This is a genomic window from Chitinimonas naiadis, from assembly GCF_054780835.1.
This window is the reverse complement of record NZ_BAAGVO010000003.1, coordinates 114,059-128,561: the sequence shown is the minus strand read 5'-3', so window position 1 is coordinate 128,561 and position 14,503 is coordinate 114,059. Positions and strand designations below refer to the sequence as shown.

10 protein-coding genes and 1 pseudogene are annotated in these 14,503 nt (G+C 62.0%); 3 read left to right on the top strand and 8 right to left on the bottom strand.

Going from position 1 to position 14,503, the window contains the following annotated elements; genetic code table 11:
* Nucleotides 1-538 precede the first annotated feature (538 nt).
* The 3 genes from ACYVHK_RS05890 to ACYVHK_RS05880 all read left to right on the top strand — a co-directional run bounded on the left by ACYVHK_RS05890 (nt 539) and on the right by ACYVHK_RS05880 (nt 3,942).
* Nucleotides 539-1,135 (top strand): TetR/AcrR family transcriptional regulator, encoded by a 597-nt coding sequence (locus ACYVHK_RS05890; protein WP_460528600.1) that lies wholly within the window; start codon nt 539-541, stop codon nt 1,133-1,135.
* 101 nt (nt 1,136-1,236) lie between these two features.
* Nucleotides 1,237-2,340: an alkene reductase gene (locus tag ACYVHK_RS05885; RefSeq protein ID WP_460528598.1), complete on the top strand. Its 1,104-nt coding sequence runs from the start codon at nt 1,237-1,239 to the stop codon at nt 2,338-2,340.
* Between the two features lie 189 nt (nt 2,341-2,529).
* Nucleotides 2,530-3,942 (top strand): sigma-54 interaction domain-containing protein, encoded by a 1,413-nt coding sequence (locus ACYVHK_RS05880; RefSeq protein WP_460528596.1) that lies wholly within the window; start codon nt 2,530-2,532, stop codon nt 3,940-3,942.
* A gap of 15 nt (nt 3,943-3,957) precedes the next feature.
* Here the strand turns inward: ACYVHK_RS05880 and ACYVHK_RS05875 are convergent.
* From ACYVHK_RS05875 to ACYVHK_RS05840, 8 genes and pseudogenes are all read right to left on the bottom strand, one after another.
* Nucleotides 3,958-5,079, bottom strand: a pseudogene (locus ACYVHK_RS05875) (ABC transporter substrate-binding protein).
* An 80-nt stretch (nt 5,080-5,159) separates the two neighbouring features.
* Nucleotides 5,160-6,935, bottom strand: coding sequence for a fibronectin type III domain-containing protein (locus ACYVHK_RS05870; protein WP_460528593.1), 1,776 nt, complete (start codon nt 6,933-6,935; stop codon nt 5,160-5,162).
* 480 nt (nt 6,936-7,415) lie between these two features.
* Nucleotides 7,416-9,572, bottom strand: coding sequence for a 3-hydroxybutyrate oligomer hydrolase family protein (locus ACYVHK_RS05865; RefSeq protein WP_460528590.1), 2,157 nt, complete (start codon nt 9,570-9,572; stop codon nt 7,416-7,418).
* Between the two features lie 168 nt (nt 9,573-9,740).
* Nucleotides 9,741-10,742 carry a branched-chain amino acid ABC transporter permease gene (locus tag ACYVHK_RS05860; protein ID WP_460528587.1) on the bottom strand — a complete coding sequence of 334 codons (1,002 nt, stop codon included), beginning with the start codon at nt 10,740-10,742 and terminating at the stop codon, nt 9,741-9,743.
* 1 nt (nt 10,743) lies between these two features.
* Nucleotides 10,744-11,649, bottom strand: a complete 906-nt coding sequence (locus tag ACYVHK_RS05855) for a branched-chain amino acid ABC transporter permease (protein ID WP_460528585.1) — start codon at nt 11,647-11,649, stop codon at nt 10,744-10,746.
* Between the two features lie 80 nt (nt 11,650-11,729).
* Entirely contained in the window at nt 11,730-12,932 is a 1,203-nt protein-coding gene (locus ACYVHK_RS05850; protein ID WP_460528582.1) for an ABC transporter substrate-binding protein, read from the bottom strand.
* Nucleotides 12,933-12,970: 38 nt separating this feature from the next.
* Nucleotides 12,971-13,693 carry an ABC transporter ATP-binding protein gene (locus ACYVHK_RS05845; RefSeq protein ID WP_460528580.1) on the bottom strand — a complete coding sequence of 241 codons (723 nt, stop codon included), beginning with the start codon at nt 13,691-13,693 and terminating at the stop codon, nt 12,971-12,973.
* A complete protein-coding gene (locus ACYVHK_RS05840) occupies nt 13,686-14,468 on the bottom strand; it encodes an ABC transporter ATP-binding protein (RefSeq protein WP_460528578.1) in 783 nt (260 codons plus the stop codon). The genes ACYVHK_RS05845 and ACYVHK_RS05840 overlap by 8 nt, the downstream gene beginning before the upstream one ends.
* Between the last annotated feature and the right edge of the window lie 35 nt (nt 14,469-14,503).

Here is a 14,503-nt window from a genome sequence, read left to right as displayed (position 1 = left end):
GACCTAAGGCCAAATGCCTACGCTTATCGGTTGTATCTTGTTAAAGAGCGTTTGCTTCTTCAGACCCACTAGGCGGAACTTGTTGTTTCGCTTCGTTTTTGTCTGCGTCATCAGCAGGGAGGCGAAATATACGCAGCCCAGCAAAATGCGTCAACACCCTCTTACGAAATTTCTGCAGTTTCTTGCACAAAAACCGCTAAGTCACTGATCCATAAACAACAGCTATCGAAACTTTTTTACGGCTCATTTCAAATACAGCCTAAGAATCTGTCGGTGTGGCTGCAAAAAACCTGGCAAAAAAGTAAGCCCTCACCCAAAAAACCGAAAATCTCGTGCAAAACGCCCCTGCGAGCAGGGTGTTTCGGCGGTCAAATTCGCCTCATCCCTGGTCATGCCGCGATCAGCATTGAAATTTTGCAATATAAGTTTAGTGGGGCCAGGTATCGCCCGCCGTACCGGCAAGCGCAGCGCGACCGCCCATCCGGTAGTGACCAAACACCACTAGACGACCGGTCTATTTTTATCCTACAGTGCGGGCATGAGTACCCGACCGTTTGACGACACCCGTGAACACCTGCTCGCCACTGGCGAGGGCATCATGCTGGGCAAAGGCTTTGCTGCGGTCGGCCTGGCCGAGATACTGGGCAGCGCGCACGTACCCAAGGGATCGTTCTATCACTACTTCGAATCGAAGGAAGGCTACGGCGTGGCGCTACTTCAGCGTTACTTCGATGCCTACCTTGGCCGGCTGGATGGCTTGGTCGCCAACACGCAGATTGCCGGGCGGCAGAAGCTGGACCGCTATTTTGCCGATTGGCATGAAATGGGCAGTCCCAGTTGCAATGAGTCCCGTTGCCTGGTCGTCAAACTGACCGGTGAGGTCAGCGATCTCTCTGCGGTAATGCGAACAGAGCTGGAACAAGGCATAGCGGGAATCGCCAGACGGCTTTCTGCCTGCATCACCCAAGGGCGAGCCGATGGCTCCATCCCGGCCGGGGCGCCGGCAGATGAACTGGCTGCCGCGCTGTACCAGCTTTGGCTGGGCGCGGCGCTCGTGACCAAGGTGCAGCGTACGGCGGCTCCGTTCCAGGCTGCACAGCTGGCCACCAAGGTACTGCTGAACGACCCGAACTAATCCCCCTGCCATCTCCGGATGGCAGATAGCGCACCACACCGGCTTGCCGGTTTTTTATTGGCCCGATACTAGACGACCGGTCTATTTACCAGGAAAGCACCATGGCAATCGACAAACTGCTCACCCCGCTCACCGTAGGCAAGACCCAGGTAGCCAACCGCATCTGGATGGCGCCACTAACCCGCTCCCGCGCCGCCCAGCCCGGCGACCTGCCCGCCGAGCTCAACGCTCACTACTACACCCAGCGCGCAAGTGCCGGTCTGATCGTGACCGAGGCCACCCAGATTTCCCGCCAAGGTCAAGGCTATGCCTGGACGCCCGGCATCTATACCGATGAACAGGAAGCGGGCTGGGCCAATGTGGTCAAGCAGGTTCACGCTGCCGGCGGCCGTATGTCGCTGCAGCTCTGGCATGTGGGTCGCATCTCGCACCACCTGCTTCAGGCCGACGGTGCGGCACCTGTTGCGCCCTCAGCCATCCGCGCCGAAAACGGCAAGAGCTTCGTGGTGTTGCCTGACGGCACCCCGAGTAACGAGCCGACCGATATCCCGCGCGCACTCGAACTTTCGGAGCTGCCAGGCATTGTTGCCGACTACGCCGCAGCGGCACGCCGTGCCGTGCGCGCCGGCTTCGACCTGGTGGAAGTGCACGCTGCCAACGGTTATCTGCTGAACCAGTTCCTCGACGTGCGCGCCAACCAGCGCGAGGACGCCTACGGCGGCAGCCTGGAGAACCGCGCCCGCTTCCCGCTGGAAGTGATCGATGCCATTGTCGCCGCCATCGGCGCCGACAAGGTCGGCGTACGCTTGTCTCCTAATGGCGTATTCAGCGATATGTCGCCGATCGAGAACGAAGCCATGGCCCAGTACCTGGCCGAACAGTTCCAGGCTCGCGGCCTGGCCTACCTGCATATCGCCGAACCGGACTGGGCCGGCGGAGAACCATTGAGTGACGCGTTCCGCCAGTCCCTACGCACCCGCTTTCAGGGCTCGCTGGTGTTCTGCGGCCACTACACCGCCGAAAAGGCTGAGGCACTGATTACGGCAGGCACCGCCGATGCCGTGGCATTTGGTCGGCTGTATATCGCCAATCCGGATCTGGTCGCCCGCTTCAGCAAGGGTGCAGCATTCAATCCGCTGGATCCGGCCACGCTCTATGGCGGCGCCGAGCAAGGCTATACCGACTACCCGGCGCTTGCTGGCTAAAGGGCCGGCTTGTTTCGGAGTCAGCCCGAGACATAACAAACAGGGCGCCGGTCTTCCGGTGCCCTTTTTATCGCGCACTATATTGCACAGTCGTACCGCAACGTCTGAAGAAGCAGACAGTCTCGCTGTAAGGCGGGCGCGACATGGCGTAACATCGGCGGCGATAACGACTTCCCCGCGCGAACAACCATGAAGCTTGCCCTTGACCTGCCAGGTGCAGATGCCCTGCCCCATCCGGCGCTACAGAATGTCTTGCAACGGGCGTTCTTTGACGTGTTCGAACGCCAGTTCGCCGGCGCAGTCGTGGTCAATACCGATGCGCGGGTCGTCTGGATGAATCCGCACTATGCCGAGATCCTGGGGATCAGCGACCCCAGCCGTATTCTGGGCGAGCGGGTCGATCTGCTGTTACCCAATACCCGGCTGACCGAGGTGCTGCGCACCGGCGAACCTATCCTGCTCGACTTCATGACCCATCGGGATCGTACCTTCGTGGTATCGCGCTTCCCCATCATGGATGACGACGGCAATGTCATCGGCGCCGGTGGCATCATGCTGTACGACGCCTGGCAGCCGCTCAAGCCCCTGGTCGACAAGTTCAGCCGCTTGCAACAAGGCTTGCTGCAGATACGCAAGGACTTCACCCGGGAACGCGCGGCCCGCTACACCTTTGCCGATGTCGTGGGTGAAGGGGCAGCCTGCAAACGCATGAAGGATCTGGGCAAACGCGCCGCTGGCCTCGACGCCACTGTGCTGCTGCTCGGCGAGACCGGCACTGGCAAGGAGTTGCTGGCGCAAAGCATACACGCGGCGAGTGTGCGTTCAAGCCAGGCCTTCGTGGCACTCAATGTGGCGGCGATTCCCGATACGCTGCTGGAGGCCGAGCTGTTCGGCGCCGCCCCTGGGGCCTATACCGGTGCAGACCGGCGTGGCCGCGACGGCAAGTTCAAGGTGGCGGATGGCGGCACGATCTTTCTGGATGAAATCGGCGACCTGCCCTTATCGACCCAGGCGAAGTTGCTGCGGGTGCTGCAGGAGATGGAGATCGAACCGCTGGGCGCGAACCAGCTATTGAAGGTGGACGTGCGGGTCATCGCCGCCACCAGCCGTGACCTGAATGCCATGGTGGAAGCCGGCCAGTTCCGCGCGGATCTGTTCTATCGCCTGAACGTGCTGCCGATCCGCCTGCCGCCCTTGCGTGAACGCACTGAGGATATCCCGGCCCTGGCCGGCAAGCTGTTGGCCGACATTGCCCAGCGGACCGGTGCGGTACGCAAGTCACTGAGCCAGGAAGCACAAGCGTGGCTATGCACCCAGAGCTGGCCAGGTAATGTGCGTCAGCTGCGTAACGCCCTGGAGCAGGCCGCCATGCTTGCCGATAGCCCGCAACTGGACCCGAGCGATTTCCTGCCCGGCGCACCACCGCCCAGCATCGCCCCGACCACCCTGGCCGAGGCGGTGCAGCGTGCCGAGATCGAAGCCATACGCGCGGCAGTCATGGCGGCCGGCGGCAACAAGACGGAAGCCGCCCGTATCCTTGGCATCGGCCGGGCCACGCTGTATGAAAAGCTCACGACCTATGGCCTGGAGCGTATCAGTTAAGCCCCGATCACTGCGCTAACGCAGCAGGCGGCCGTCCGAGCCAATCACCGTCACTTCTACAAAGCGCGACCCCTGACGGTTGTGCTTGCCAAAATCCAGGCGAAAGCCGCCGACGTCATAAGCCTCGATCGAAGCCAGGGCGGCATTGACCTTGCTGCGGGTCGGATTGGGTCCCGCCCGCCGGAGCGCCTCGGTCAGGACTTTGGCGCCGACAAACTCCTCGAACGTGGTGTAGCTGGGCTCGGCACCATCGCCGTGCTGCTTGAGCAGGGCCAGGAATTCCTTCACCACCGGCAAAGTGGGATTGTAGGGATAGGGCATGACTTGCGAGATACCCAGTCCGCGTACCGGCTCCACGCCGGCAAGCTTGACCAACTCGGCAGGGTCCACGACCGAGATATTCATCAGCTATGCGCCACCACCACCGGCACGGTAAGCCTTGGCAAACGCCGCCGCCGGCTTATTGACGGCCACCATGATGATGGCGCCTGGCTGGACCTTGAGCATGGCATCGACCGCCGGTTGTACATCGGCGGTATTGCGCGGATAGCCAGCGGCCAGCAAGGGTTGCAGCTTGCGCTTGGCGAGCGCGATCATCACCCCGTCCAGGCCAGACTTGCCGAAGGCATCATCCTGATAGAGCACGCCGATCCGGTCGTGGCCCAGCGTGACAAGTTGCTTGACCATGTGCTCGGCTTCGTCGGTGTAGCCTGCACGGATATGGAATATCGACGGGTTGTAGGGCGTGCGCAGCGGGGAGCCGCCGGTATAGGGAGCGATCAGGGCGATGCCGGCATCCTCCAGCATCTTGCGTTTGAGCAATTCGGCAATATTGGCGGTGCCGGCAAAGCCGATCAAGGCCAGGGCCTGGTCCTCCGCGATCAGCTTCTGGGTTTCGACCAGGGTCCTGTCGACCTGATAGCCATCGTCCCTTACCAGGTGGCGGATTCTGGCGCCGTTGATGCCGCCTTGCTCATTCACATGCTCGAACCACAGCCTGGCGCCCAGCACCATGCGCTGCCCTGTCGTGGCGATCGAACCCGAGAGCGGCGCCACCTGGCCGATGATCAGCTCGCCTGCGAATACTGGCAGCGACAGCAAGCCTGCCAGCAATAGCGGGAAGATGGGAAATTTCATGACGACTCCTGCCGGGTCTGCGCCCGGATGATGGGGAACCCTCCCCGGCTTGCGGGGAGGGGCAAGGCTAAAGACGTGGATCAGGGACAGGTACCGACAACGTAGTAATTGCTGCCGGTCTGCTTGAGGGTGGTGGTGACAAAGGTGTTCCAGAGACCCATGGCCTGGTTGGAACCATTGGCAAAGGTATTGCCACCGCTCTGGTAGGCACGACCCGCCGTGGTATGGGCGTAGTTGCTGGCGGTATAGCAAACCGCCGTACTGCTGGTCGTCGCGGTCACACGGTTGGAGTCCGCACTCTCGCTCCCGCCGGCATCCTGCGAGCGCACCACCCAGTAGTAGGCGGAGGCAGCCGTCAATCCGGTATCGCTATAGCTGGTCGTCGTCAGCAAGGCCGTGTTGTCCTTGCTGTAGGGACCACTGACGCTGCTGGCACGGTAGACGTTGTAACCAGCGACGCCACTCGCAGCCGACCAGCTCAGGCCGACCGAGGTATCGGCGATCGCCGTCACGGTCAGGCTGGCCGGTACCGGAATGGCTGGCGGCGTACCTGTCGTGGTGCCGCTGACAACGGTGGAGGCAGCCCCCTCGGCGCCGGAACTGCCGACGGCGCGTACCGCATAGCTGTAGCTGGTTCCGCTGGCGAGCCCGGCATCGCTATAGGCCGTGCCGCTGATCAAGCTGGTGTTGGCCTTGCTGCCGTTGCGGTAGACGTTGTAGCCGCTGGCCCCGCTGACCGCAGTCCAGGACAGGCTGACCGAGTTGCCGGTCGTACCGGTCACCGTCAGACCAGTCGGTGCTGCAATGCTGACAAAACCACTGGCCACCCGGTCCATCATCGCCTTGAGGGCGGTGATCTGGACGCCATTGCGGGTGTCGAAGTTGGTGCCATACCAGCCTACCCAATCCCAACAACCGTTCGGATTGGGTAGGCTGCCACTGGCAGCCGTGCTGTGGCTGGTGTTGTCCACCACTGTCTGCGGGTACATCACGATCAGGTTGTTGGTGTCGGCCCACTTGTTGTAGCCGGTGTTCTTCACGAACTTGTCACCGATGGTGCCGTAGTACTGCTGGCAGCCATGGAAGGCCACATGCAGCTTGCACTGCGTGCCGCTGGCGCAGGATGCGGGCACATAGAGCCAGCCTGTCGCCGCCATGCCCTTACTGTTGGGGCTGGCGATGAATTCGCTCTGGTTGAACTCGATGAACTGGCCGGTCAGGGTACCGTTGTTGCGTGCATTGAGGCTGCCGTAGATCCACTGCAGCAAGGCCCCGGCGGCATCGTAATTACAGTTGCTGATATAGGGCGAGCTGGCGCTGCTGCAGCTGTTGTTACCGGTACTGGCCGTGTCGGTCGGGAAGGTATGGGCCGTGTTGAGATCGTTCTTGTACTGCACGTTGGCGGCCGGCACCAAGGCGGGTGCCGTGGTGTAGTAGTCGCGCAGCTTGTTCATGACGCTGGGGCCTACCGTCGTATCCGATGTGCCGGAGAACAGGTAGACACGATGGTTGGCCAGGTTGGCCTTGGCGTCGATGCTCACGCCGCTACGGCTATTGGTCGTGCTGATCAAGGGTGTCACATTCGGTGAGCCCGAGTACATGCAGGCGGTGTAGTTGTTCTGGCCGGCGCAGTCGTAGGGGCCACCGGCAATCACGCCAGCTCCCTTGATGATGCTGGAGTAGGCTACTTCCATCTGAACCGCCATGAACGCACCCGCAGACAGGCCGGAGACCGAACTGTCACGGATATCCACGTTGTAGCTGCCGAGGTTGACAGCGGCCCAGGCCGGTGCGCAGGCCAGCAGGCAGGCCAGTGCGATGGCGGACTGGGGTCGAATCGAATTTCCCTGTTGCATGATATTGTCTCCTTGTAGTGGTGAAGTCCCCCTCACGACCACGTCCCGTTACCGGTATGCACCGGCCAGGTTCTCGATATGGAAACGCATGCCTTGCCTTGCGCGCGGCGAAAAAGATGGCGGTCATGCGCAACGCACACCGCCGTGGAGGAGGAACACCACACATCTGCCCTGCCCGGAACAACTTCCCGGTTGCCGAACGGGCATGGACGATGCGTTTGATTGCTATCTCTTATTCGATTGCCATGACCCGGTAAAAGGTCGCCGGAGCGGGGTCAACCGCCCCGGCGCGAACCGTCGATAAAGACGGGGCGGAGCACGCTTTGGCCAACCACACCACCCTCCGCAATGCGTGGTGCAGTGAAACAGTGTCCGGATGTGCAGCAGCGGATGAAGCCACTCGACTCGGCTAGGAACGGCAGCTCCATCCGCCATTGCACTCCAGGACAGCACGGTAGCGATCCTTCGCTACCGTCGATCTCAGTTCGGTACGCTCAGCACCCCGCTTGAATAGGCGATGGCGTCTGCTGCCTGCGGCTGCGCGGCGATGGCAGGCAGGTTGGCCGTCGTGATATTGGCGGTGGCATCGACACGCGGCGTGGTGTGGACCACCTGGCTGGCGGGCAGGCTGGCCCCGGCGGTCAGGTGCGACCACATGGCATCCATGGCGCGGTTGAAATACACATGCAGCGGGATGAAGCGGGTCGGGAAGCCGGACAGGCCCAGGAAGCTGTCAAAGTGCTGGCCGTTGGTGACCTCGACATAGCGCAGCTTGGAGTTGGCCCCTTCGACCTTCTGGTTGGCGGCAAAGTAGGCCCGGGCAGCATGGTTGACCGGAATCAGCGTATCGCTGCGGCCTGCCACGATGATCGCCGGCTTGCTGCGCAGGTTGGCCGAAGCCAGTACCTGGTTGACACCCGCCTGCACACGATCGGCCTGCGCTTTGAGGTCGCCCGTCAAGGCAGTCCCGGTCACCGGATCCTTGCCGGTTGCCAAGGCACGCAGGCAAAGCGCGCCATCGACGTTGTAGTCCTGCTGCGCCGTAGAGGCCGATACCGACAGGGAGTCGGCCTTGGCGCCACCGACCGAGAGGTTGTTGATGATGCCGAGGCCGCCCACGGCATAGCCAGGCACACCGTTGCCGTTGCCAAAGATATTGGCCAGCGATGCCGCCGGTGCGACCACGCTGCCGGTCGCGTCCGAGTAGGCGTAGCTGTAGCCGCAGATGTTGTCCTTGACCGAGAACTTGCCGTAGGCGTTCACATAGGCCAGCGTCACGCTCAAGGTCGCAAGGCCGAAATGGGCAGCATGCAGCGAGTCCGACTCCGCCAGCCAGCCATTGGCCCGCAGCTTGTTGTAGGCATCGGCCGACTGATCGGCCAGTGTTGCGCCGCTGATCACGCCCTTGGCAGCCAGCGCAGCGCAGCGATTGGCACCGAGTGTCGCGCTGACAGCGCTACCGAAAGCCGAGTTGGTTCCCGCCAGTTGTGCAGACTGGGCAGCACAGGGTTGATAGAGGTTCGCGGCGGTGAAATAGTCGATCAGCGATTTGCCGATGGCCGGCTGCGCCACGCCGCCTTGCTGGATCGTCAGCCCGACGACGCTGGCCGGCTGGATCTGCGGTTCACCGACGGCGACGCCGCTGATATAGCCCTGGGTGTCCTGTTCCGCAGCCTGTAGCGCTGCACCACCGCCGTTCGACACGCTGGAGGCAATGACCGTCACCTTGCCCGGCAGCGCGTAGTCCGCATACTTGCCGGCATTGTTGGGTGCGGCGCTGCCGAACTTCTCGTTCAGCAGGTAGAAGGCGAATTGGATGGCGCGCAGGTTGTCTCGCCCCCAGTCCTTCTCCGGGTTCTGTTGCGAATGGACGTGCTTGAGTGCGAGGCGGTTGGGGAAGGCCAGGTTGTAGGCCGCCAGCTCGGTATCACTCAACGCCGCACTGAAGGTGGACGCCGTACCGGCGGTCTTGCGGGCGGTGCGCGTGCCATCAATCAGGTTAACCGTATCTGCTGCCAGATCGTGATAGCCCATGCCCGAGCCCTTGTCCGCATAGGCCACAGCACAACCGTGCTTCAGGCCCCAGTCACCCGCGGTGCCGATCGCACCGTAGACACCGCGTGAACCGCTGGACACCGCCGAGACCACGCAGGGCTTGGCCTTGTTGAAGCTGGCGGGTATCTGCACCATCAGCGTCACATTCTGGGCACCGCCGGCATCGTCGCCAAAGGCGATGTACTCCTCACCGGCGATCTTGCCTTCACCCAGCGTGTCGTTGCCGCTGGTGTCGATATTCGGCCCATACAGGCGGCCGTAGCCACCGGTCACGGTCACGTCGATCAAGGCACGGTAGTTGGTGTAGATCGCAACCTTGCGCAACTCGGCGGCTGTCGGCTTGGTCGGATCGGCGTAGGTCGGTGCTGCACCGCCCATGCCGGTCTTGCCCAGACCTGCCGTCAGCAGGTCGTTGCTGCCACCGTCGTAGCTGGCATTGCTGACACTGCCGAGCCAGCTCGGCTTGGCGTTCAGGGGAGGTGGCGTCGGGGTCACGTCATCGTTGCCCCCACAGGCGCAAAGGGCAAAGGGCAGGCCCAGCATCAGCAGGGCGGTGATTGGTTTCAGGTGTTGCACAGGCATGTTGTTGTCTCCTTGATGGTTTTGTAACGAATGCCGAGCTACTGCTGTGCTGCAACCCACCCATAGGTAGGATAAACGTCCCCCCAGGCCCAAAACTGGGCGTAGCGCCGCCCCTGCCCTCTCCGCACGGGAGAGGGCATGGACCGAACAGTCTGGATGTTTGGGGGTTTAGAACGTGCGCTTGAGGCGGTGCGCAATCTCGCCCACGATGCCACGGCGGAACACCATGACACAGACCACGAAGACGCCACCGATGGTGACCGTGACCCAGGAACCGAGCGATGCCAGCTCGTGATGCAGCACGCCGACCGTGACGGCGCCGACGACCGGGCCGAGCAAGGTACCCATGCCGCCGAGCAAGGTCATGAGCACCACCTCGCCCGACATATGCCAGTGCACATCGCTCAACGATGCGAGGCCGACTACCAGGGCCTTGGTCGCACCGGCGAGGCCGGCCAGCGTTGCCGACATCACGAAGGCGGCCAGCTTGTAGCGATCTACCCGGTAGCCGAGCGAGAGGGCGCGGGCCTCGTTCTCACGGATGGCTTTCAACACCTTGCCGTAGGGCGAATTCACGGTGCGCCAGATCAACCAGTAGCCGCCAAAGCTGATGGCCAGGACAAAGAAGTAGAGCGCCAGCGGCAGCTGCCGATCACCAAAGGCCACCGTGTGCGATAGATCGATCAGGCCAAACAGGCGCCCCTTGGGGATACCTTGCAAACCGTCTTCGCCACCGGTGAACGGGGCTTGCAAGCAAGCGAAGAACACCAATTGCGCCAGCGCCAGGGTCACCATCGCGAAGTAGATGCCTTGCCGCCGGATGGCGATGACACCAATCAACAGCCCCAGGATGGCAGCGCCCGCCGTACCGAACAGGATGCCCAGCTCCGGGGTGAGCCCCCACTCCTTGAGCGCATAACCCGACAGATAGGCTGCGGTGCCAAAGAAGCAGGCATGGCCGAAGCTGAGCAGGCCGCCAAACCCCAGCAAGAGATTGAAGGCGCAGGCGAACAGCGCGAAACACATCAGCTCCATGACGAAGGTGGGGTAGACACCGAAGGGCATCACCGCCAATACCGCCAGGCTGGCCAGCCAGGGCCAGTAGCTGGTTTTCTGCTCCGCCCGACGCGCCACCTTCAGGCTGGTCGCATTCAGATCATTGCTTTGCACGTCATGCCTCCTTGCCGAACAGGCCGGCCGGGCGCCACAGCAATACCAGCGCCATGACGATGAAGATCACGGTATTGGCCAGCGGCGGATAGAACACCTTGACCACGCCTTCCAGCAGGCCCAGCGCCAGACCCGTCAGGATGGCGCCCATGATGGAGCCCATGCCACCGATCACCACCACGGCGAACACGATGATGACGATGTCCGAGCCCATCTTGGGACTGACCGAGTAGATCGGTGCGGCCACCACGCCGGCGAGACCCGCCAGGGCAACACCCAGGAAATAGGTGAAGGTACGGAGCTTGGGTACGTCGATACCAAAGGCGCGGGTGACATCCGGGTTCTCGGTACCGGCACGCAGATAGCTGCCCAGGCGGGTACGTTCGATCAGGTACCAGACGCCGAAACAGACCACCAGCGAGAGCACGATGGAGAACAGGCGGTACTTGGGGAAGAACATGAAGCCCAGGTTGACCGCACCTTCCAGTACTTCAGGTTTGGCGTTGTAGGGCTCACCGGCGACGTTGAAGTAGTTGGTGAAAACGCCTTCGAAGATCAGTGCGAGACCGAAGGTCAGCAGCAGGCCGTAGAGATGGTCGACCTTGTAGAGCCGCTGCAGCATGGTCTTCTCGATGATGACACCGAGCAGGCCGACCACGATGGGGGCAACAATCAGCGCTGCCCAGAAGGACATGCGCAGGTCGGCATTGCCGAGCCATTGGCCGAGATAGTCGTAGCCCAGCAGGGCGACAAAGGCGCCCAGCATGTAAAAGGCGCCGTGGGCAAAGTTCACCACGTTGAGCATGCCGAAAATGACCGCAAGACCCAGGCTGAGCAGCGCGTAGAACGCACCGTTGTTCAGCCCTAGCATGGCTTGCGACAGGATGGCCTGGAGCGGGATATCCATGTGAAACCTCTTGAAAACATCACCAGGCCCCCTCTCCTGCCCATGGCATGAAGAGGGGGTACATCAGTCAGACCAGACGCTTACTTCTTGACCAGCGAGCATTCGCTCGCGGCCAGCGGCTTGAAGGCCTGATCACCCGGAATGGTGGTGATCAGCTTCAGCATGTCCCAGACCGAGCGCGATTCGGACGGCTTCTTCACTTCCACCAGGTACATGTCGTGGACCATGCGGCCGTCTTCGCGGATCTTGCCGTTCTTGGCAAAGAAGTCGTTGATCGGCATGTCGCGCATCTTCTTCATGACGGCATCCGGATCATCCGTTCCAGCGGCCTTGATGGCGTTCAGGTAGTGCATGGTCGAGGAGTAGACGGCAGCCTGCACCATGGTGGGCATGGAACCGGTCTTGGCCAGGTACTTGTTGCCGAAAGCCCGGGTCTCGGCGTTCAGGTCCCAGGTATAGGCGGTGGTGAACTTCATACCCTGGGCAGCGTTCAGGCCCAGTGCCTTGACGTCGCTATCGAATACCAGAAGGCCCACCAGGGTCTGCTTGATGCCGAATTCCTTGGCTTGCTTAACCGCGTTGACGAAGTCGCCGCCGGCATTGGCCAGACCGATCACCTTGGCGCCGGAATTCTGGGCCTGCAGCAGGTAGGACGAGAAGTCGGTGCTCGACAGCGGGTGCTTGACCCCACCCAGAACCTTGCCGCCCAATACACCGACCACCTTGGTCGTCTCGGCTTCCAACGACTGGCCGAAGGCATAGTCGGCGGTCAGGAAGTACCAGCTGTCCAGACCCTGCTTCATCAGTGCGGTCGCGGTGCCTTTGGCCAGCGAGTAGGTGTCGTAGGCATAGTGCACGCCGTAAGGTGAGCATTCCTTGTTGGTCAGCGCGGTCGAACCGGCGCCGTTGACGATGACGATCTTCTTCTTCTCGGCACCCAGCTTCTGCACTGCGATGGCGACGCCGGAGTTCAGCAGGTCGTTGACCATGTCCACGCCCTGGGTATCAAACCATTCGCGCGCCTTGGCCGCACCGATGTCGGCCTTGTTCTGGTGGTCGGCGCTGACGATCTCGATAGGCTTGCCCAGTACCTTGCCGCCAAAATCGGCGACCGCCATTTGTGCCGCCGTCACCGAGCCTTTACCGCCGAGGCTGGCATAGACGCCGGACATATCGGTCAGGATGCCGATCTTGACCACGTCGCCCGATACCGGGCCCGCCAGGGCTGCGCCCGACAGCGCGCCGGCGACGACGAGGGCAAGATGTTTAAAGCGTGCTTGCATGGTATGTCTCCGTTTGTTTTTTGGTGGGTGCTACAGGGTTAGACGCCAAGATACTTGTTCAGCCGCTCGGAACTGGCAGCGAGCTCGTCAGCCGTCACGGCATCGACGACCTGCCCGTGCTCGATGACGTAGTGCCGGTCCGCGATACCCGCCGCGAAGCGGAAGTTCTGTTCAACCAGGACGATGGTGTAGCCGCGCTCCTTCAGCAGCCGCACGCTGTCGCCGATCTTCTTGACGATGACGGGCGCGAGACCCTCGGTGATCTCGTCGAGCAGCAACAGGCGGGCGCCGGTGCGCAGGATGCGCGCCATGGCCAGCATCTGCTGTTCACCGCCGGAGAGGCGGGTGCCCTGACTCTTGCGGCGCTCCCACAGGTTGGGAAACAGCTCGTAGATTTCTTCCAGCGACATGCCGTCGCTGCGCACCTTGGGTGGCAGGTTGAGGTTCTCCTCCACGTTCAGGCTGGAGAAGATGGCGCGCTCTTCAGGACACCAGCCCACACCCAGATGGGCGATCTTGTGGGTAGGCATCTGGATGGCCTCATGGCCGTTGACCATGACCGAGCCAGCCCGCTTGCCGGTCAGCCCCAGAATGGCCTTGAGGGTGGTGGTACGGCCGGCGCCATTGCGCCCGAGCAGGGTAACCAGTTCGCCGCGACGAACGCCAAAGTCGATGCCGTGCAGGATGTGCGATTCGCCGTAGAAGGCGTGCAGGCCGGTAACGCGCAACATCTCGCCCGCATGGTCCAAAACATCAGGCATGAGCAGCCTCCATAGCTTGTTCTTCGGCGGACACGCCCATATAGGCTTCCATGACGCGCGGATCGCTCGACACCGTCGCGTAATCGCCTTCGCTCAGCACCTGGCCGCGGGCCAGGACGGTGATGCGATCGGCCAGCGTGGAGACCACTTTGAGGTTGTGCTCCACCATCAGGATGGTGCGGCCGGCGGCCACCCGCTTGATCAAGCTGGTGACCCGTTCGACATCTTCGATCCCCATCCCTTGGGTGGGCTCATCCAGCAGCATCAGCTTGGGCTCGAGCGCCAGCGTGGTGGCGATCTCCAGCGCACGCTTGCGGCCGTAGGCAAGCTCGCCAGCCAGCACCTCGGCAAAATCGGTCAGGCCGACATCGGCCAGCAGGGACATGGCGCGGTCGGTATAGGCATTGAGCTCGCGATCCGAAGTCCAGAAGCGATGCGCACCACCGGTCTTACGCAGCAAGGCGACCCGTACATTGTCGAGCGCGCTCATGTTCGGGAACACGGCGGAAATCTGGAAGGAACGGATCAGGCCCTTCAACGCCACCTCAGCGGGCTTCAGGGCCGTGATGTCTTCACCGTCGTAGATGACCCGGCCGTGCGTTGGCGGCAGGAACTTGGTCAACAGGTTGAATACGGTTGTCTTGCCAGCACCGTTGGGGCCGATCAGGGCATGGATGCTGCCGCGAGCCACCTTCAGGTTGACATCGGAAACCGCTGCGAATCCCCGGAATTCCTTACCGAGGCCCTGGGTCTCCAGGATCGTGTCATTACTCATTCTGTCTCCGTGGTCCCGTATGTATCGGGCTATAC